Origin of the sequence: Psychrobacter cibarius (assembly GCA_030686115.1) — a bacterium.
GTDB classification, from domain to species: domain Bacteria; phylum Pseudomonadota; class Gammaproteobacteria; order Pseudomonadales; family Moraxellaceae; genus Psychrobacter; species Psychrobacter cibarius_C.
This window is the reverse complement of record CP131612.1, coordinates 2,263,937-2,284,409: the sequence shown is the minus strand read 5'-3', so window position 1 is coordinate 2,284,409 and position 20,473 is coordinate 2,263,937. Positions and strand designations below refer to the sequence as shown.

Genomic DNA, 20,473 nt, shown 5'->3' with positions numbered 1-20,473 from the left:
ATTAGATGGTAATTTTATGAAATAGTAATAAAAAGCAATTGCTTGCGTGTGAATTTGTCTTTTTTTGACCTTTTATTTTTGCGCTATTCTTCTTACTTTAGAGGTGCTACTAACAGGGTTTTATACCATTATGAAATCAACTATCGAATTACTCGAGCACACGGATTTCCCAGCGATCAAACGTCGTGAGTTAACCACGCTACAGGTCAATATGGGTTACTTATGCAATATGTCTTGTGTGCATTGTCATGTGGCTGCCAGTCCTTACCGCACAGAGATGATGTCGCGTGAGTTGGTTGAGTTGATTCTAGAAGTCTTGCAAGCACAAAATATCGAGACGCTTGATTTAACGGGCGGTGCGCCTGAGATGCACGAAGACTTTAAGTATTTGGTTACAACCGCACGTGCCTTGGGTGTAAAAGTAATTGATCGCTGTAATCTGACTATCCTGATGGAAGAAGGCTTTGAGGACATGGCACAGTTTTTGGCAGACAATGCGGTCGAAGTGGTGGCTTCAATGCCCTGTTATTCATTAGAAAATGTCGATAAGCAACGCGGTAAAGGCGCATTTGATGACAGTATATTGGGATTGCATAAGCTCAATGCCTTAGGTTATGGCAAAGTGGGTTCAAACTTAATACTAAACCTCGTTTATAACCCGCAAGGTGCCACGCTACCGCCCAATCAGCAGCAACTAGAAGCAGATTATAAGCACGAGTTAAAAGAACATTTCGATATCGAATTCCATCAGTTATTTGCCTTGACCAATATGCCGATTCAGCGCTTTGGTGCGGTGCTATTGGCCAAAAACCAATTCCACCCCTATATGGATTTGCTCAAAGCCAATTATGTGGCTGCTAATTTGACCGAAGTCATGTGCCGATCGACCATCAGTGTCAATTGGTTAGGGGAATTGTTTGATTGTGACTTTAACCAGCAATTAGAGATTCCGGTGCCCAATAAATCCCGTCGTCATCTAAGCGATTTATTAACTCAAAATCCTGCTGGCGATGATATTGCCATTGCAGATCACTGCTATGGCTGTACGGCGGGACAGGGAAGTAGCTGCGGTGGTGCGCTAGAGGAAGAGATAACAGCGCAGGCGATAGAAGAAATATCCTCGATTTAACCGGAGTCAATCATGTCAGTATTTAATAGCCAAAGATTTAATAGTACAAGACTTTTTTTAAGTAGTGGTTTATTGATCAAAACGGCAGTGACCACTTCTATCCTGTTAACCAGTATGGCAAGTTATGCGGATTTTAATCATAGCACTTGGGATAGCTTACTGAATAAAAACGTTACCATGACTAATAGTGGTAAAGCGTCTGTCGTTAATTATAATGGTATGAAAGCGGATAAGAGCAAGCTTGACAGCTATATGGCGGCGACTAGTAAAGTTAGCCAGTCGGAATTTAACGGCTGGAATAAAGACGAGCAATTGGCATTTTTGATCAACGTCTATAATGCTGGCACCGTAGAGCTCGTGTTGACCAAGTATCCTAACATCAAATCAATTAAAGATATCGGTGGCCTCTTTGGCTCGCCATGGAAACAAGGTTTTGTCACGCTATTAGGCAAAAAGCGCTCGCTTGATGACATCGAGCACAATCTAATCCGTGGCTCCAAACGCTATAACGAACCGCGTATTCATTTTGCCGTGAACTGTGCGAGCATCGGCTGTCCTGCGCTATTAAATGATGCTTTTACAGGCAGTAAATTGGATAAACAGTTGGAGCAAGTGACCAGTAAATTCCTTGCAGATAGTAGTCGCAACCGTCTCAAAGGTAATACGTTAGAGATATCGCCAATTTTTAAATGGTATAAAGAAGACTTTGAAACCAACTGGCACGGTACTAACGATTTAAAAGGGTTTTTGGCTCGTTACAGCTCTTCTTTAAGGCTTAATAAATCGCAAACGGCTGAGCTAAAAGCAGGAAAAATGAAGATTGGTTATACCGATTATAATTGGAGCCTTAATAAGAAATAATGGTAATAACAAGTAAGAGTACTGCTAACTATGACGGCTATGGCAACGGTTTCTATCATTATTCCAGTACTCAATGAGGCAGATAATTTGCCTTTATTGTTTGATAATATCAACAAGCTAAATCCAAACCCGCAGCAAGTGATATTGGTCGATGGTGGTTCAACAGATAATTCTATTGCCATGATCCGAAGTTTTATTAATGAGTTAATGCCTGATAATGATCGTAAAATTGATTGGCAAATGACTGAGTCTAAAGCAGGGCGCGCGCTGCAAATGAATACAGGCGCAGCGTTAGCAACTAGCGATGTATTACTATTTTTGCACGCCGATACGCAATTGCCAATGGATGCTATAGAGAGTGTTTCTGAAGCGATGAAACGGGCAGAGTGGGGACGTTTTGATGTGCAAATAGATAGTCGTCAACCGACACTGCGATTGGTCAGTCAAATGATTAATTGGCGCTCACGGTTGAGCGGAATCGCGACAGGCGACCAAGCTATTTTTATTAGCCAGTTTTTATTTGAGCGAATTGGTAATTATCCTAACCAAGCCTTAATGGAAGATGTTGAGCTTTGCAAACAGCTAAAAGGTAAGCAGTTAAAGGGTATTGCTAAACCTGCTTGTTTAAAAAGTAAAGTCATCACATCAGCAAGACGTTGGCAACAACACGGCACTTGGCGGACGATTATTTTGATGTGGCATCTACGTTTTGATTATTGGCGCGGCGTATCAGCTGATAATATCAAAGCGCGTTATTATAAATAAAAGAATAAGCTCTTACAAAGAACAAACTCTTACCATGAATCAAAACCAACAAACTTGCATTATTCTCTTTGCCAAATTCCCCGCACAGGGCATGGCAAAAACGCGCTTGCAACCGGCGCTTGGTATTGAAGGTGCCGCGCAAATGGCGCATAAACTACTATTGCATAGTGTAGAACAAGCCGTCGCTACTGGCTTCACGGTTGAGCTATGTGTCAGTCCTGCGCCAACGCATCCATGCTGGCAAGCGCTTAATTTGCCTGACTCGCTGCAATGGTCAGCACAAGCAGATGGTGACTTGGGTCTGCGTATGTTAACCGCCAGTCAGCAAGCATTAGCAAGTTTCGAGCACGTTATTTTGATAGGTACGGACTGTCCTAATCTTACAACCATTCGTATTCGACAAGCTGCCCAGCAGTTAGAAACACAAGATAGCGTGATGATTCCCGCTTTTGATGGTGGTTATGTGCTGTTTGGTTTTAAGCAAGTTGCTGCTCGCTTATTTATCAATATCGAATGGAGTACGGCGAGCGTAGCAAAGGTTACTCAACAGCGCTTGGCAGAATTGAGCTGGTCTGTAGCGTTGTTAGCGCCTTTGCCTGATATCGATGAGCCTGAAGATTTGTGTTACTTGCCAAATGGCTGGCTTGATGGTTATAAAGTTATTGAGAATTGAGAACGCCTTATCATTTAGGGTTTTTAGGTATGAAAAAGCCATCGAGCTATTTTGTTGACCTTATTAGGTTGATTATAGTTCGATGGCTTTTCGATAATCACAAATTGGTATCGTTAAGGCAGTAATGCTGAAAGTCTGGTTTTAGTCTCTTCACTCATCGCCTCAACAGGCGTGACTAACGCTTGAGCTAAAGCTGTATGGGCAATAGAGTCAGGCTGTTCTGCTGCTAGTAGGGCGACCGCCTGCTTAATCACTGCTTGAGCGTTTTCAGCATTTTTTATTAGGTTTTTTATGGCATAGTCTGCACTAACGGCTTCTTCGGTAGGATGCCAACTATCAAAATCTGTGACCAATGCTAGCGTTGCGTAAGCCATACTCGCTTCACGAGCAAGCTTAGCCTCTGGCATATTGGTCATACCGATGATGTCCGCTTGCATCTGCCGATACCAGTGTGACTCTGCACGAGTGGAAAACTGTGGCCCTTCGATACAGACATACGTGGCTTTTGCATGACATTGACCTTCGGCTATCTGCGCCTGAACATAAGCACGCGTTAGAATATCCGCAACTTTAGGACATAAAGGATCAGCCATCGCGACGTGTGCCACTGCACCTTCCCCAAAAAAACTGCTGTTTCTATGCTTAGTCATATCGATCATTTGATCGGGAATGACCATATCTAAGGGCTTAAGCGTTTCTCTTAGCGACCCCACTGCCGATACCGAAATGACGTAGCGTACGCCCAAAGTTTTGAGGGCATAAATATTGGCACGATAAGGCACTTCGGAAGGGGTGAATTTGTGACCTTGACCATGACGAGTTAGAAAGGCGACCGTCACGCCATTTAATTCACCTAAGACAATATCGTCAGAAGGCGTACCGTAAGGCGTCGATATGCTGACACTACGTTTATTGGTTAAATCTTGCATCTGATAAAGACCACTACCGCCAATGATGGCGATATCAGCGGATACCGATACTGCCGCTGACTTTTCTACACTAGATATTGTCATAAAGGTTTTCCATATTTTTAGAGTAATAGATAACGTTGCCAAGATATGTGGTGACGAATTTGTAAATTTAGAAGGGATCTACTTTAAGTGAGCTGCCTTACAAGACAACCGCTTAGGGTTTATATATAAAATATAATCAATCCTACAGTATGATGAAAATGCATTAAGAACGACCATTTAGTCATTTTATATCAGTATTTTTTGGTCAAATAACCTCGTTTGTATTTAGATGATTATAAAGGTTTACAATAGACACAGACTTTGGTTAAATGAATTGTATTATGAAACATTGTCCCGCATAGCAAAACTGTGTTTAGCTATTGATTTATTACAAGAACTGTTGCGCCTTTACTTAAATAGCTTCGCATATAAAGTATGAGTGTAGAGAGAATCTGGATGGCAGTTTATTTATAGCAAGAATTGCTATATTATTACAGGTCTGTAACGCATCACTATTGATATATTGATGCCGTTAAGTGTATTAACTCGATTATTTCAAGGATGAATTCAATGCTCAACTCTCTAAAATCCCCGTTACTTTTATCAGCAATGTTAAGCGCCACTTTAGGTCTGACGGCATGCTCATCACCAAGTTCAGAAAGTACTGACAGTACGGCAACAGATAGCGCTGCCACTGACACTGCCGCCGACAAGCTTGACACCAAGTTTCTTACCATCGCTACTGGCGGAGCATCTGGCCCTTATAACATCATCGGTACTTCATTATCAGAAGTCTATGTCAAAACCTTTGGGGTCAACTCAAAAACACAAACCACTGGCGCTTCAGTCGAAAACGTCAATCTATTGACTCAAGGAAAGGTTGATATGGTGTTGGCGCTTAGTGATGTGGTCACCGACGCGATCGAAGGCAAAAACAACTTTGATAAGCCGATAACCAACATACAACAGATTGCGGTCTTGTACCCTAATGTGGTGCAAATTGTCACCACCAAAAAATCTGGCATCAAAAATATTGAAGACCTACGTGGTAAGCGCATCGCTGTGGGCGATCAAGGCTCTGGCACAGAAGTAAATGCTCGGACGCTATTAGAAGGGTTTGGTATCACATATGATGATGTTACCGTTGACTATTTAGGCTTTGCGGAAGCAGCGGACGGTATGAAAGCGGGTAAAATTGAAGCGGCTTTCTTTAGTAGTGGTCTGCCAAACTCTTCATTGATGGAGCTGGAGCAGGGTTTAGATTTACAGTTGATCACTATCAATCAAGACAAGCTAAAAGAAATCATCGCGACTAAGCCTTACTTTAAGACCTTTGAGATTCCTGCTGGCACTTATGGCAATGACGCCGCGATTCCAACCGCAGCAATCATGAATGCTCTATTGGTTAGCTCTGATTTGTCTGAAGCAGATGGTTACAAGCTGACCAAAGCATTATTTGACAATTTAGACGGTCTAAAAACAGCGCACCAAGCGGCCAATGATATTAGCTTAGCAACCGCTCGTGAAGGTATGGTCGCACCTATCCATCCTGGCGCTAAAAAGTACTATGATGAGCAAGCAGCTAAATAAGCGATTAGGGTTATTAATTGGCGTGGCAGGCATGGCCGCGCTGGTTTTTTTTACGCTATGGCATCTCTTTGTCCATCAGCCTGTGGTGGAAGTGCGTGTCGCAGGCGTTGATGGTGCTAATGATAAAGTTTGCTACTTTGTCGAGCCAAATTTTCAACTGCGTTGGATACACTCTGTAGAAAAACAATGGTGGGAGGAGCAGTACCAACGTGAGAGCGATGGCCTGCTGCTTACCACCACCTATTTTGAAGCCTTTGGCGCAGGGACACCCTCAACCGAAGCGCTTGCTCCCATACAAAAACCTGGCTATCTGGGTTACCAAATCAATGAAAAGCTCTCTAACCTAAATTGGATCGTATCTAGACTGACCAAAGGTGAGATTGACTATGGTAACTACCAGATGCTCATTCATCGCTGGGTGCCAGACTATTCTGAAGTAACGATCATGCCGACAACGTATGGTTTCATTGATAGATTTAACAAGGATTTGTGTCATGAACTCCCAAGTGATGGATCACAATAATGTGACAACGATGTCAGATAACCATATCAATAACGACTTGCCTATACATTCCAACACGGATGCTGATACTCAGGTTGACGCTGAACTTGAGGCGCAAGCCCACAATAAAGCCATATTAGAAAAGTATGATAGAGAATCCATCACAAGGCACATCACTCAAGGACCAGTGAAGTATTTTATCGCTGGACTTTGCATTTTATATTCACTGTTTCATTTATATATCACCTTTAATCCCATGCCAGCGCTGCTACAGCGCTCTGTACACGTGGGCATTGGTTTTGCCTTAATTTTCTTAATTTTCCCCGCAAGTAAAAAAAGCAGCCGTCAGCGCGTGGCATGGTATGACTGGATATGGTTTGCCCTGTCATTGTCTGGGATGGCTTATCTGATATATGAATATCAAGATATCGTGACCTCACGTGGCGGTATGGCCAATCAGATGGATGTAATATTTTCGCTGATTACGGTGGTCTGCGTATTAGAAGGCAGTCGTCGTATCACAGGTTGGATTTTACCGATATTGGCAGGGATATTTTTGGCGTATCCGTTTGTCAGCCACTTAGACTTTATGCCCGATAGGCTGCTGACGCGTCCTTATGACATGGGTGATATCTTTGGTCAATTATTCCTAAAAACCGAAGGCTTATACTCTGTTGCGATTGGTGCATCGGTCACTTTTATCTTTTTGTTTATTCTCTTTGGTGCGTTTTTAGCGCGCTCAGGGATGGGACAGCTATTTAATGATTTAGCATTGGCAATTGCGGGTCATAAAAAAGGTGGTCCGGCAAAAGTAGCGGTCATCTCCAGTGGCTTTATGGGTAGTATTAATGGCTCTGCTTTGTCAAACGTGGTCAGTACTGGTGCCTTTACCATTCCACTCATGAAAAAGGTTGGTTACCACGAAGATTTTGCGGGTGCCGTTGAGGCAAGTGCCTCTGTTGGCGGGCAAATATTACCGCCAATTATGGGCGCGAGTGCCTTTATCATGGCGGAGACAACAGGCTTGCCGTATAGCACAATTGCGTTGGCGGCCTTATTGCCAGCGATATTGTATTATCTGGGCGTCATTGCGCAGGTGCATTTTCGCGCTGGTCGTCGCGATCTAAAAGGTATCGCTAAAGAAAGCTTGCCAGCCGTGAAAGAAGTGTTAAAAGCCCGCGGTCATATGCTGCTACCGATTGTATTTTTGATTTTCTTATTAATCAGAAATGTGCCCGTTGGTTATGCAGCGGCTTATACCATTGGTTTTACTGTCGTGGTCAGTATGCTGCGCAAAGAAACTAGAATGGGTTTCTCTGATATTTTGGGGGCATTAGAAGATGGTGCACGCCAGTCGCTAGCAGTAATGGCTGCCTGTGCAGTTGTCGGTATTATCATCGGAGTCGTGAGTCTAACCAGCTTTGGAACGGTGATGACCTCATCAATTGTCACACTTGGTGCAGGGTCATTATTTTTCACGCTCATTTTGACCATGCTTGCCTCGATGGTATTGGGCATGGGACTGCCGTCTATTCCTGCCTATATTATTACGGCAACGATGGCAGCACCAGCATTAGCTGGTTTTGATATTCCAATTTTGTCGGCGCACATGTTTGTTTTCTACTTTGGTATTTTTGCCAATATTACACCGCCCGTGTGTCTAGCCGCCTTTGCTGGTGCGGGTATATCTGGTGGCGATCCGATGAAGACAGGATTTTTATCGCTCAAATTGGCACTCGCCGGATTTATCGTGCCGTTTATGTTTATCTATAGTCCAGCGATGTTAATGATTGATCCTACTGGGCTTGCGGTAACTGCTAAGGACTTCCCGCTACCACCTATTATCGATATTATCACGGTAGTATTGACGTCAATTACAGGTGTTCTCGCACTTAGTGCAGCATTAGAGGGTTATTTTAAAAGCGATATGAGCCCAGTAACACGCGTTGTTTTGGCAATCGGAGCTTTGCTATTAATCTATCCTGGAATAACGACTGGTCTAGTGGGTGGTGTGATCGTTATTGCTATCGCCATCCTTAATACTAGAAACAGTGGCGAGCCAACGCCAACTTTAACCATTTAAGGCGTTGCGGTTGAAGGTTTTAATAATTCATTAGAGTCATAAAAAAGGGTGAATAACATAAACTGTTATTCACCCTTTTTACATGCTCAGCTTAAGTTTGAAGCATTAGCTCATTAAACCCCAACACTTAGCAGCCAAGTTTGCCTTCTGCTGCCAATGCTTTTTTGCTACGAATCGGTGCAGGGCAGTCTTCACCGTAATATTGACGATCGGCAAAGTAGCTTGAGCGTACCATTGGGCCTGCCCAAATGTTAAAGAAGCCGATTTTTTTACCATAATCCATATAACGCTGGAACTCGTCTGGATGGACATAACGATCGACAGGCGCGTGGTTTTTACTAGGTTGCAGATACTGACCAACCGTAATCATATCCACATTGTGCGCTTTTAAATCATCAAGCAATGCATAAATCTCTTCTTCAGTCTCACCAAGGCCAACCATAAAACCGCACTTGGTCGCGATATCAGGGCGACGCTCTTTATAGAGCTTAAGCAAATCTAACGAATGCTGGTAGTCAGAGCCTGGACGGAACGCTTTATACAGGCGCGGCACGGTTTCGATGTTATGGTTAAAGACATCTGGCGGTGTTTCAGTTAACAAGTCTAGCGCGATATCCATACGACCACGGAAATCAGGCACCAATATTTCAATGAGGCAATTCGGGCTAAGTGCGCGAGATTCATTGAGCACTTCAACGAAATGCATCGCGCCGCCATCTTTTAGATCGTCACGATCCACAGAGGTGATTACCGCATACTTAAGCTGCAAACCTAAAATAGTCTCGGCAGTGTGACGCGGCTCATCTGCATCTAGCTCATTAGGACGACCATGACCAACGTCACAGAACGGACAGCGACGGGTACAGATGTCGCCCATAATCATAAAGGTTGCCGTACCATCAGCGAAGCACTGCGGCAGGTTAGGGCAGGCCGCTTCCTCACAGACGGTATAGAGTTTTTGCTCGCGCAAGGTGGCTTTGATACGAGCCACTTCAGCAGGCGAGGACATCTTGACTCGAATCCAATCTGGCTTTTTCTTGGCCTCGATGGTCGGAATCACTTTAATTGGGATACGGGCAACTTTATCATAGCCACGTAGTTTTTCGCCTTGAATGGCTTTTTTAGGTTTGACCTTAGCAGCAGGCACATGTGTTTGTACGGCAGTTGTCATAATAAAGTATCTCTTAACCCTTTATAGTATAAGGGTTTATGGAATTATTAGAATGTGTTGTGAGTGAGGACATTATAGCAGAAACTTAGGGGCTAATTTTCAATGAATAATGTTTAACTGATCATTTTGAGGTGGATCATTAAGGCTACTATGGTTTGTCTCGCAACCATAGTTTTAAATATCTATATCAATATCCAACTCATTCAGGATTTCTATGGCAGCACGAAACGCTTCTTGAGTAGCAGGTGCCCCGCAATAAGGCAAGCTGTGCATTAATACTTCTCGAATCTCAGCGACACTTGCGCCATTATTGATGGCACCTCGAATGTGCCCTTTTAGCTCAGTGGGGCTTTTTTGCGCAATTAAAAAAGCGATGGTGATTAATGAGCGGTATTTGCGTGGCAATACTGAGTCATCTTGCCATGTGCTGCCCCAAGCGTGTTCGATAATCCAGTCTTGTAATGGTTGGGTAAATCCAGTCGTGCTGTCAAGCGAGCGTTTGACATGTGCCTCACCCATTACTTCGGTGCGAACTTTCAGACCGTTTTGATAATTAGCGTTGCTCTTTATATGGCTGTTTTCCATATGGCTGTTTTCTCTATTTTTGTTTTCCATTGCACTACTATCCATATCATCATCCTTAATGTTTATTCGTTTAGTATATGGTTAATAAAAGTTGTTTTTTCAAGCGTTATTTTTCTAAGTGATATTTTCTCTAAGCTATCGTATCAAGATGATATTTTATCAAATAATATCCTACAAAGCGTCTAGCAGTCACAGCGTCTTTATTTAATCATAAATCGAGGGGTGCTTGACTAAAATGACAAGCTGTATATCGATTGTGAAAGGCTGCTCAATCATATTGTTGATGGTACTATTTATATAATAAATGTTCAATATGAGCCCTTTATAACCGCTTTATGAGCCTTTTAAAGGCTGAGCCATTAACATTTAGAGCGTTTTAAGCTATGATTGCACCAATAATTATTCCATCTAGTATATAGACGCAGGCGGTCATGCTGACTACCCACGTAATGTACTAATACTCCCAACTGACGAGGACGACTATTGTGTTAGAAGCTTATCGTAAACATGTCGAAGAACGTGCTGAGCTAGGAACGGTTCCGCTACCACTGAATGAAAAACAAGTAGCAGAGTTGGTTGAACTACTAAAGAATCCACCAGCAGGCGAAGATGCGTTCTTGATGAACCTGCTAGAAAACCGTATTCCTGCTGGCGTTGACCAAGCGGCTTACGTTAAAGCAGCGTTTTTAGCAGCGATCCTTAAGGGTGAAACCTCTTCACCACTTATTAGCAAGCAAAAAGCCGTTCAAATCCTAGGCACGATGCAAGGTGGCTACAACGTTCAACCATTGGTTGCTGCACTGGATGACGCGGAAGTGGCACAAGATGCTGCTGAAGCGTTGAAAAAGACATTACTGGTGTTTGACGCGTTCAATGACGTGACTGAAAAAGCAGAAGCGGGCAATGCTATCGCTAAAGAAGTGGTTCAATCTTGGGCTGACGCTGAATGGTTCTTGAACCGTGATGCTGTGCCAGCAAAGACGACTTACACGACGTTTAAAGTGACTGGCGAAACCAACACTGATGACTTGTCGCCTGCGCAAGATGCGTGGAGCCGTCCTGATATCCCATTGCATTCATTGGCTATGCACAAAAACTCTCGCGACGGCATCACGGCTGACGAAGAGGGCGTTGTCGGTCCAATGAAGCAAATCGAAGCGTTAAAAGAAAAAGGCCATCCACTCGCTTATGTTGGTGACGTGGTAGGTACAGGCTCTAGCCGTAAATCTGCGACCAACTCAGTATTGTGGCTCATGGGCGATGATATCCCTAACGTGCCAAACAAACGTGGCGGCGGTCTAGTACTTGGTAACAATATCGCTCCTATCTTCTTTAACACTATGGAAGATTCTGGCGCATTGCCAATCGAAAAAGTAGCCGTTGATAACCTAAACATGGGTGATGTATTTGACATCTATCCTTATGAAGGCAAAATCACTAAACATGATTCAGATGAAGTGTTGTCTACGTTCAAATTGAACTCACCAACATTGCTTGATGAAGTTCGTGCTGGCGGTCGTATTCCATTGATCGTTGGTCGTGGTTTGACCAATCGTGCTCGCGCATACATGGGTCTTGGACATTCAGATATCTTTGCTAAGCCAGAAGAGCCAGTTGATACGGGTAAAGGTTTTACCCTAGCGCAAAAAATGGTCGGTAAAGCTTGTGGTCTAGAGGGCGTACGTCCTGGTATGTACTGTGAGCCTAAAATGACGACTGTAGGATCGCAGGATACGACTGGTCCGATGACTCGTGATGAGCTAAAAGATTTGGCTTGCCTAGGTTTCCAAGCAGACTTAGTAATGCAGTCATTCTGTCACACTGCCGCTTATCCAAAACCAGTTGACGTTGAGACTCAGCACACACTACCTGACTTTATCATGAACCGTGGCGGCGTAAGCTTACGTCCAGGTGATGGTATCATTCATAGCTGGTTGAACCGTATGCTATTGCCAGATACCGTTGGTACTGGTGGTGACTCGCATACGCGTTTCCCAATGGGTATCTCGTTCCCAGCTGGTTCTGGTCTGGTAGCATTTGCCGCAGCGACTGGTGTTATGCCTCTAGATATGCCTGAATCTGTCCGTGTACGCTTCGTTGGCGAACGTCAGGCTGGTATCACGTTGCGTGACCTAGTACATGCGATTCCTTATCAAGCGATTAAAGAAGGTCTATTGACCGTTGATAAGAAAGGCAAAATCAACGAGTTTAATGGTCGTATCCTTGAGATCGAAGGTCTAGAAGACTTGACCGCTGAGCAAGCATTTGAGCTATCTGATGCCTCAGCTGAGCGTAGTGCTGCTGGTTGTACCATCACCTTGTCTGAAGCGTCAGTGACTGAGTACTTAAACTCAAACATTACCCTTCTAAAATGGATGATCTCAGAAGGCTATGGCGATGCGCGTACGATTAGCCGTCGTATCGAGCAGATGCAAGAATGGCTAGCAAACCCAAGCCTATTGCGTGCTGATGCTGATGCAGAATACGCCATCGATATGACTATCGATATGAGCACTATCAAAGAGCCTATCCTTTGCTGTCCAAACGATCCAGACGATGCAAAAACATTGGCTGATGTCGCTGGCGATACCATTGATGAAGTGTTTATTGGCTCATGTATGACCAACATCGGTCACTTCCGCGCTGCGGGCAAACTGCTACAAGACGTACCAGCAGGAAGCCTAAAGACTCGTCTATGGATTGCGCCACCAACTAAAATGGATGCGCGTCAATTGATGGAAGAAGGTTACTACAACATCTACGCTCAAGCCGGCGCTCGTACTGAGATGCCAGGTTGTTCACTATGTATGGGTAACCAAGCACGTATCGCACCGAAGTCTACGGCGGTATCGACGTCAACTCGTAACTTCCCGAACCGTTTGGGTCAAGGCGCTAACGTATACCTAGCTTCTGCAGAGCTTGCAGCCGTAGCAGCGGTACTTGGTAAGTTGCCAACCAACGAAGAATATCAGCAGTACGCTGGTATGCTTGATAGCATGGGCGAGGAAGTGTATCAGTACATGAACTTCGATCGTATGGATTCTTATACTGAAGAAGCCGACAAAATTAACGTTGCTCAGTTGACCTAATATTTGCTTTAAAGCTAATTAGTAAGATAAAAATAAACCCCGTATCGTGATGATGCGGGGTTTTTCGTTATGTTAAAAGTTCAAAAATATCAATAAGTGTTTGCAAACTTTTATTGGGTAATTATAATGCAAGCTGCTCATTAATTCTTAATCAGCGACTTTCACCTTTAGAGACTAAAAATGACAAATCCGATAGAAAGTAGAAGTATGCTTGATAAAGCGACGCCGCCACCTTTGAACAACTCTGTAATGGCTAATAATCATAGCGCTGAAGCAAACTATGGCATCATCGACTGGTTCAAAAAAGGCCTGAGAAATTATACCAATTTCTCAGGTCGCGCAAGGCGCAAAGAGTATTGGTATTTTTTTCTAGTACAGATGGGAGTGGTCATCATTGCTATGATACTAGATGCCATCATATTCAGCTCAGAGACAGGTTTATTTTATATAGTCGCAGCGCTGGGTTTATTTCTGCCTGGGCTTGCCGTCACTATCCGCCGCTTACATGACACGAGCCGCTCAGGATGGTGGTTTTTGATAGGCGTTGTCCCACTGATAGGCTCCATTATACTACTGGTATTTTTAGCAAGCGATACCAAGCCTGAAATCAATCAATGGGGCCCGCCAGCAAAATAATCCGTTTGAAAACAGGTGCCAATCGTTAATAGAATTGCTTATACCTGTTTACAAATGTGATAACTGATTTTTTAACCTATCTTCTGTATAATATAAGGGCAGGCGGAAACCGTGGCTCTGTACTGAATCTATTTTTTCTATCTCGGGACGGACCGATACTTTGATAGGCACTTTTTGTTTACGCTCAAGTGCTCTGGAGTCTTGGTTGATTACTTTATCCCCACTCAAACGTCGTATCGTCTATGTGACTATCTTCGAGATTATCGCTATCATTTCTTCTACTTTCGTATTGATGAAGCTGAGCGGTAGCGACGCGGCAGAATCCTTACCAGTTGCTGTGATGGTGTCATTAGCAGCGGTGATTTGGAACTTCTTATACAATACAGCTTTTGAAGCGTGGGAACGTCGTAAGCAGGTGGCAAAGCGTACCTTACTCATTCGCAGTGCGCATGCATTAGGATTTGAAGGCGGATTAGTATTGATTTGCTTACCGCTATATATGATTTGGTATGACGTTGGTTTAATCAAAGCCTTTATGATGGAAGCGGCGTTACTGCTATTTTTCTTGGTTTATACCTTTATCTTTACCTTGGGTTTTGACAAGATATTTACCTTACCGCATCACTATAAGACAGCCTCTGATTCTTAAGAGTTAAAAGTGTTACTTAAAGATATGCTTAATACAGAATTTTCTTGATATTGTATGACCCTAAAAAAAAGGCTGCCATTAGGCAGCCTTTTTGATGATAGCGCAAAACAGAGTGTTATAAGGTTATTATTTACCTTGATAAACTGGCTTACGTTTTTCCATAAATGCAGTAATACCTTCTCTAAAATCATCCGTTTTGGCAAGCATGGTCTGTTGATCTACTTCCATATCGAGCGCTTCATTGAGACCCATATAAGCGTGCGTGTTAATCATATGCTTCATTGACGCCAATGCTTTTCCGGGCAGATTGCTCAGGCGCGTTGCTAAGGCTAATACGCTAGCATCCAGCTCGTCGCTACTGACCACATCATTAACCAAGTTTAAGCGTGCCATATCTTCCGCTTTGAGTTTATCGCCAAGCATGACCATCTCAGTGGTTTTAGCCACACCGATCAATTGATTCAGTAAATAAATGCCGCCAGCATCTGGTATTAGACCGATATTGACAAAGGCTTGCACAAATTTGGCATTGTCAGCGGCTATGCGAAAATCACAAGTCAGTGCCAAGTTCATGCCAGCACCTGCCACTGCGCCTTCTAATTTGGCGATAATAGGCTTATGAATATTACGCAACTTTAAGCTAATCTCAGCGACTTCGCCAACCATGAAATTTAGCTTATTCGACAGTGCCTCGCTTTCCATGCCGTTTTCTAACATCTCACCGATATGCCCGCCACTTGAAAAGTTATTGCCTGCGCCTTGCAGGATGATGACTCTGACGTCTTTGTCTTCGTCTGCATTCGTCAGTGCATTCATCATGGCATCTTTTAGCACTGTGCTAAAGGCATTCAGTGTTTTGGGATCGTTCATCGTGATGGTTGCGATATGGTTCTCTATTTGATATTCGACGAGAGGGTGTGACATGGTTGATATCCTTAATTGAGTTTTCTATAAAACGTTTTTGGTAACACTAGCTATTGGCAGTAAATGTGACAAATAATGCAATGCCAAATACTATAGCAGTTTGAGCTTATTATAAAAGCAGGATCTGTGCGCGCTTAAGACATGATTCAGGTATGGTGTTTTTTGCTGCTATCATATTGCTAAAATTATTAAACCTACCATTCAAAAATAAGGCTACTATCTGTAGAAAGGTTGAATTATGCTAAGGCATGTCCTCAATGCAATCGAGCATTCTCTACATGTGCTAAAAATGGCTAAATTTTGCCAAACTGCGTCAAATAGCTGATGAATATCTCGATATTATTTGTGCTATTTTCCTTGTTTGGTGGCAATTTATCTTATTTTTTTTACCATTTTTAAAATGAAGAGACGCCCTAGAAGGCAGGTTTTAAAAGACTGATTTTTTATTTATTAAACCAACAAGGAAGTGGTTATGCCAATTATTAATGTCAATAATGTTGAACTTTATTACGAAGACAGCGCGCCAAACGATAAGCAAAAACCCATCATGGTATTTGCCCACGGTCTACTGTGGAATACGCACCTATTTGACAAGCAAGTCGAGTACTTCAAAGCTGGTTATCGCTGTATTACGTTTGATTTTCGGGGACAAGGTCAGTCTGAAATAACTAAGTCTGGCTATGATATGGAAACCTTAACCGAGGATACATTGGCATTATTAGAGGCACTAGATATTCATAAATGCCATTTGTTAGGGTTATCGATGGGCGGGTTTGTCGCCCAGCGTGTCGCACTCAAACGCCCTGAGCTATTGCTGTCGCTTACCCTGTTAGAGACTTCTGCTGATCCTGAAGATCCCAAAAACGTGCCGCAGTATCGTAAGCTGGTCAAAGCCATTCGTTGGTTGGGTCTCAAACGCGTGAGTAACAAGGTCATGCCTATTATGTTTGGCAATACTTTTTTGACAGATAAGTTGCGTAAGTCTGATCGTAAGCAGTGGTTAACGATGCTACAAGGCAATCGCAAAGGCGGAGTTATTAAGGCAACGATGGGCGTTATTGAGCGGGCAGGCACCTACGATCAGCTAGGGAGTATTACGGTGCCGACATTAATCGTGGTCGGTGATGAGGACACAGCAACCCCTTACTCAAAGGCTGAACGTATGCATTTTGCGATAGCAGGGTCTAAATTGGCAGTGATCAAGGGCGCTGGTCATACCGCCACCGTAGAAGAGCCTGAGCAGGTCAATCGAGTGATTAACACCTTTTTAGCGGACTGCGTCTAATTTTGAGTTGGTCTTGAAATAGCCTTAAATAAGGCATCGTTTTAATAGTAATAGAGTGATGGAACCTTTGTGCTAAAAAAGCCGCTATCTTGAATGTGATAACGGCTTTTTTATTGAGCGCATGTAAGAGATTACATTTGAAGGTAGTAACTTTAAAGTATTTATTTATAACCGCGCCGTATAGTCATTATTACCGTCATCAAGGGTGCCACATGCCTCGGCACGATTGACTATTTCTGTTGCCCACGCGCGATGGGTAGCAGGCTCTAGCATAGTATTGTTATATTTAAACACCGCTTTTGCCTCGCTATGCAAGATTGCTTGCGCCTCATCTAAAATGCTCAATGGTACGCAATAGGCTTGTTGCACCAGCGCAATTTGGCTTGGATGAATGACCGTTTTGCCGACCAATCCTAAGCTAACATCGCGGGTTAGCTCTTGCATAAATAGCGTTGGCTGATCCAAATATTCAAAGACAGGAGCTGTTAAATAAAAGCCATGCGGCACAAAGCAGCCGAGCAGCTGATAGGCAAGGGTGCCGATAGGAGTATCATAAACGATGCTGTTTTTGGGACGGCGCAAACGCAATGCTGCAAATAAATCATTGCCACCGATACGCAAGGCAAATACAGGCTGGCTAAAAGCTTCTTTAAAACCGATGGCCAATTCCTGATTATGATGTGGATTAAATAGGGCTGCGGTTTCAAGCGTCGGCATCAATAGTTGCTCAGTACTCAGATTTTGGCAGGCCATACGCCAATTGGATAGGCTATACATGTCGACTTTCGGCATGACAAAGCCATCAATCAAATCGATATGGGCAAAACCTGAGAGCTGCTCTAACATCGCTGGATGACGCGGGCGTATAAATACCAGCGGGCGTGTTGGTTGTTCAATCTGAATGTCGGCATGTTTTGATGGGTCATTGATGCTATCGACATGCGTCGCCCATGTATGCAGCAACGTTTGCAAGCGCTGAAGTGCCAGCTCAACATCACTATGGCTGACGGCATCTTCTAGGCAGATGATAATACTATTAATCGTTGGTAATTTATCACGCTTAATGACTTGCCAAATATCTTGGCGAGTTGCTGGCATGTATAGGCTAGCCCCCAACTGATACGGGTGATGCGCATGTGGTTTTAGCATCGCATGACGCTCAGTAATAAGGTGAGCGTAAGACTGGGTGTTTTGATAAAGAGTAGACTCGTTGTTTTGCATATCTGACATAATTGGCATCATCAATAGTGATAAGTGAATGGTTATAAAATCTAAGAAGTATCATCAAGTGGTATGGCTTAGCAGCAATGACCGCAAACCCAAAAATACGTTTGGTAATGTCAAATTCGTTTAGCCGACAAGAAGGAGTAGTTTTACCTTTTTCTTTCGCTTTTCTTTCGCTGCTTTGAGTTTGAGACGGGTCTGGTTTATAAAAACCGCGAGTGTAGCAATGATTAGTGGTCTTCGCTACGTTGCTTGATAAGCGTGATGGCTTGATAGGGATGTATTTTATCACCTAATACACTAATAATGATATTTCGCTGGGCACATAAATGTCTTAGCAGTATGGTATCAGGATGATCAGCGCTGGCTAATAATATGCGTTCAGGGTCACGGCGCAATATCGCCCGTGTTGCCTCTGCAATCGTTGGCTTAATGCGGTTACGATTGGTGATATCGTAGTCTGCTGCCAGCTTGTCGATTAAAGCAGCTGTCTGATAGCGCGGCTGCTGAAACGTCGGCAAGCATTGCAAAGGTGGGGCTAATGCACGGCGCGCTGCATCGATATGAGCGATGAAAGCTAAGCTATGGTCGACCTCAATTAAGTTATCATAAAACACGCTGCGGTGTAGTCCTAATGCTGGCTCGGTATATAAGCTACGTGATATAAGCCCCGACACCGTACTATTTAATAGCCCTGAAGGAATCAGCCAGTCATCGATACTAGCTGCAAGCCAAGCAACGCCAGCTGGATCAGCCAGCGTTAATAAGGGAATAACACTTGCGCCTTGATGAAAGATATTGGCAAAGTTTGCATGGCTAGGATCGCTAAATTTTTCTAAACTATGAGCAAGCTCTTGATAAATCGCGCCTTTGCCTGTCCAGCCGTCAACAAATACGATAGGACTGTCTGGATGAGCATTCAATATCATTTGTAACGCAACTGGATCAAGTCCGCGGTCGCGAATGATGCTGATTCCATAATGCACGCTCGGCAAAGCATAGCTGCTATTAACGTCTGCTAATGCACGCTGCAACAAAACGCCAACTGGCAAACCTGCGCGCACCAAACTGACTAAGACTAGCGGGCGCTCATTACTAACGGTATGTTCATTTCGAGATTTTTGAAAAATATGATGTAGCGTATAAGCTAAGTTAGCAATATCAGTGGCAGTCCTCTCAGCTCCTTGCTCTAATGCTTGCGTGTATAGCTGCTCATGCATAGCAGTAGGCGCTTGCTCCAAGGTCAACATATCAGAATAATGACGTTGCCCACTTTGAATAAGTGCTTCTTTTTGACTGACTGGCACATCGGCGACCGCGTTTTTAGCCACTATATCGAGCAGTACGGTCACATCACTGGCAAGATAGCTGCCTGAGCCATATGCTTCTAATTTTTGAACATTAGGGTTTGTTATATGATGGGTCATAAAATAATTTCTACTTCTATAAACGGCGGCGATTATTGTTTTTATTTAGGAGAGATTAAGTATTTAGAATGATTGAGAGCTAAGTCGTTCATGTAACTGACCATGATTGGGCATACCATACCAGTCAAGCAGCTGTAAAAATGGTAAATCTGCCAAACTGTCACCAAAGCCAAAGCTTGGTAGTTGACTGTCTAAATGATTAGCTAACAAGAACTGTACCGCATGGCGCTTATGAACTGCGTGCGGCAATATCGCTAGATTATTCGCATTCACGTGCACATAAAAATCCTGCTCAAAGTCTCGTATTAACGTTGGCAGTTTTGCAGCGAGATCTACTAATGCTTTATGGTCTTTTTGCGCATGTTTGATAGCCAGATAAACAGTTAATTCTTTATTATCAGCGCTATTACTAAAGCTATCGATATGTGGTGTAAAGACCAGCTGGCTATTGTCATTTTTGCTGTGATTCGCGAATAGCTGGCTCAGCTGCTGCAATTTTTCTTGCAATGGCGCAAGCTTATTATACATATGCTGTTGCCACTGAGCTTGTAACGCACCGTCTTTGTCAAGAATAATCGCGCCATGAGTCAAAACTTGCCAGCTATCAAAAGGCAGTTTTACGCGCTGGATTTCACTACGGTCACGTGCCGTCACTACGATTAGATCAGTGCTAGCAAGTAGCCAGTTAAAAAATGTGGCTTGACGCTGACTCATAAAACTTAATGGCTCGCCTTGCTTGTTAACGGTTGCACAAACTAAGTTTTCAGCTTCAGTGGTGGGTAAGTCCCATGCGTCAATTTTACGCTGAGTTTGAAAGAGCGTATCGTCCAAATCCATTAGCGCGTAAGGCTTGAGAATATCAGGATTGGCTTGAAAGAATGGGCTGGTCATAAAGGTGTCCGTAAGGGTTGAATGTGAAAAGCAGAG

General features: G+C 43.5%; 18 protein-coding genes. 11 read left to right on the top strand and 7 right to left on the bottom strand.

Features of this window, described 5'->3' with window-relative positions; translation table 11 throughout:
• Positions 1-130: 130 nt before the first annotated feature.
• Genes arsS through Q6344_09650 form a run of 4 tightly spaced genes read left to right on the top strand, consistent with a single transcriptional unit; the run spans position 131 to position 3,428 of the window.
• Positions 131-1,129, top strand: coding sequence for an arsenosugar biosynthesis radical SAM protein ArsS (gene arsS, locus Q6344_09665; GenBank protein WLG12873.1), 999 nt, complete (start codon positions 131-133; stop codon positions 1,127-1,129).
• Between the two features lie 12 nt (positions 1,130-1,141).
• Positions 1,142-1,990 carry a DUF547 domain-containing protein gene (locus Q6344_09660; GenBank protein WLG12872.1) on the top strand — a complete coding sequence of 283 codons (849 nt, stop codon included), beginning with the start codon at positions 1,142-1,144 and terminating at the stop codon, positions 1,988-1,990.
• Between the two features lie 39 nt (positions 1,991-2,029).
• A complete protein-coding gene (locus Q6344_09655) occupies positions 2,030-2,755 on the top strand; it encodes a TIGR04283 family arsenosugar biosynthesis glycosyltransferase (protein ID WLG12871.1) in 726 nt (241 codons plus the stop codon).
• Between the two features lie 34 nt (positions 2,756-2,789).
• Positions 2,790-3,428 carry a TIGR04282 family arsenosugar biosynthesis glycosyltransferase gene (locus Q6344_09650; GenBank protein WLG12870.1) on the top strand — a complete coding sequence of 213 codons (639 nt, stop codon included), beginning with the start codon at positions 2,790-2,792 and terminating at the stop codon, positions 3,426-3,428.
• A gap of 113 nt (positions 3,429-3,541) precedes the next feature.
• Here the strand turns inward: Q6344_09650 and mtnP are convergent, their stop codons facing one another.
• On the bottom strand, positions 3,542-4,441 hold the full coding sequence (mtnP, locus tag Q6344_09645; protein WLG12869.1) for an S-methyl-5'-thioadenosine phosphorylase: 900 nt from the start codon (positions 4,439-4,441) through the stop codon (positions 3,542-3,544).
• A 510-nt stretch (positions 4,442-4,951) separates the two neighbouring features.
• Between mtnP and Q6344_09640 the strand changes: the two genes are divergently transcribed.
• Genes Q6344_09640 through Q6344_09630 form a run of 3 tightly spaced genes read left to right on the top strand, consistent with a single transcriptional unit; the run spans position 4,952 to position 8,556 of the window.
• Positions 4,952-5,971, top strand: coding sequence for a TAXI family TRAP transporter solute-binding subunit (locus Q6344_09640; protein WLG12868.1), 1,020 nt, complete (start codon positions 4,952-4,954; stop codon positions 5,969-5,971).
• Positions 5,952-6,494 carry a DUF1850 domain-containing protein gene (locus Q6344_09635; GenBank protein WLG12867.1) on the top strand — a complete coding sequence of 181 codons (543 nt, stop codon included), beginning with the start codon at positions 5,952-5,954 and terminating at the stop codon, positions 6,492-6,494. The genes Q6344_09640 and Q6344_09635 overlap by 20 nt, the downstream gene beginning before the upstream one ends.
• Positions 6,466-8,556 (top strand): TRAP transporter permease, encoded by a 2,091-nt coding sequence (locus tag Q6344_09630; GenBank protein ID WLG12866.1) that lies wholly within the window; start codon positions 6,466-6,468, stop codon positions 8,554-8,556. The genes Q6344_09635 and Q6344_09630 overlap by 29 nt, the downstream gene beginning before the upstream one ends.
• Before the next feature lie 127 nt (positions 8,557-8,683).
• Here Q6344_09630 and lipA read toward each other — a convergent pair whose 3' ends face one another.
• Together lipA and Q6344_09620 are read right to left on the bottom strand one after the other, a co-directional pair.
• Positions 8,684-9,727 (bottom strand): lipoyl synthase, encoded by a 1,044-nt coding sequence (gene lipA / locus Q6344_09625; GenBank protein ID WLG12865.1) that lies wholly within the window; start codon positions 9,725-9,727, stop codon positions 8,684-8,686.
• A gap of 174 nt (positions 9,728-9,901) precedes the next feature.
• Positions 9,902-10,312: a carboxymuconolactone decarboxylase family protein gene (locus Q6344_09620; protein ID WLG15192.1), complete on the bottom strand. Its 411-nt coding sequence runs from the start codon at positions 10,310-10,312 to the stop codon at positions 9,902-9,904.
• 485 nt (positions 10,313-10,797) lie between these two features.
• On the opposite strand from Q6344_09620, the gene acnB reads away from it, so the two are divergent.
• The 3 genes from acnB to Q6344_09605 all read left to right on the top strand — a co-directional run bounded on the left by acnB (position 10,798) and on the right by Q6344_09605 (position 14,686).
• Positions 10,798-13,401 (top strand): bifunctional aconitate hydratase 2/2-methylisocitrate dehydratase, encoded by a 2,604-nt coding sequence (gene acnB, locus Q6344_09615; protein WLG12864.1) that lies wholly within the window; start codon positions 10,798-10,800, stop codon positions 13,399-13,401.
• 180 nt (positions 13,402-13,581) lie between these two features.
• Positions 13,582-14,037, top strand: coding sequence for a DUF805 domain-containing protein (locus Q6344_09610; GenBank protein ID WLG12863.1), 456 nt, complete (start codon positions 13,582-13,584; stop codon positions 14,035-14,037).
• A gap of 205 nt (positions 14,038-14,242) precedes the next feature.
• On the top strand, positions 14,243-14,686 hold the full coding sequence (locus Q6344_09605) for a PACE efflux transporter (GenBank protein ID WLG12862.1): 444 nt from the start codon (positions 14,243-14,245) through the stop codon (positions 14,684-14,686).
• Positions 14,687-14,812: 126 nt separating this feature from the next.
• On the opposite strand, the gene Q6344_09600 is transcribed toward Q6344_09605, so the two are convergent.
• Complete coding sequence (locus Q6344_09600; GenBank protein WLG12861.1) at positions 14,813-15,610, bottom strand: enoyl-CoA hydratase-related protein; 798 nt, start codon at positions 15,608-15,610, stop codon at positions 14,813-14,815.
• Between the two features lie 472 nt (positions 15,611-16,082).
• Between Q6344_09600 and Q6344_09595 the strand changes: the two genes are divergently transcribed.
• Positions 16,083-16,895 (top strand): alpha/beta fold hydrolase, encoded by an 813-nt coding sequence (locus Q6344_09595; GenBank protein ID WLG12860.1) that lies wholly within the window; start codon positions 16,083-16,085, stop codon positions 16,893-16,895.
• Between the two features lie 165 nt (positions 16,896-17,060).
• On the opposite strand, the gene Q6344_09590 is transcribed toward Q6344_09595, so the two are convergent.
• The 3 genes from Q6344_09590 to Q6344_09580 form a co-directional block, all read right to left on the bottom strand.
• Entirely contained in the window at positions 17,061-18,125 is a 1,065-nt protein-coding gene (locus Q6344_09590; GenBank protein WLG12859.1) for an HpcH/HpaI aldolase/citrate lyase family protein, read from the bottom strand.
• A 224-nt stretch (positions 18,126-18,349) separates the two neighbouring features.
• Positions 18,350-19,546, bottom strand: a complete 1,197-nt coding sequence (locus Q6344_09585; protein ID WLG12858.1) for a tellurite-like stress resistance cysteine protease StiP — start codon at positions 19,544-19,546, stop codon at positions 18,350-18,352.
• A gap of 63 nt (positions 19,547-19,609) precedes the next feature.
• On the bottom strand, positions 19,610-20,437 hold the full coding sequence (locus tag Q6344_09580; GenBank protein WLG12857.1) for an HAD hydrolase family protein: 828 nt from the start codon (positions 20,435-20,437) through the stop codon (positions 19,610-19,612).
• Between the last annotated feature and the right edge of the window lie 36 nt (positions 20,438-20,473).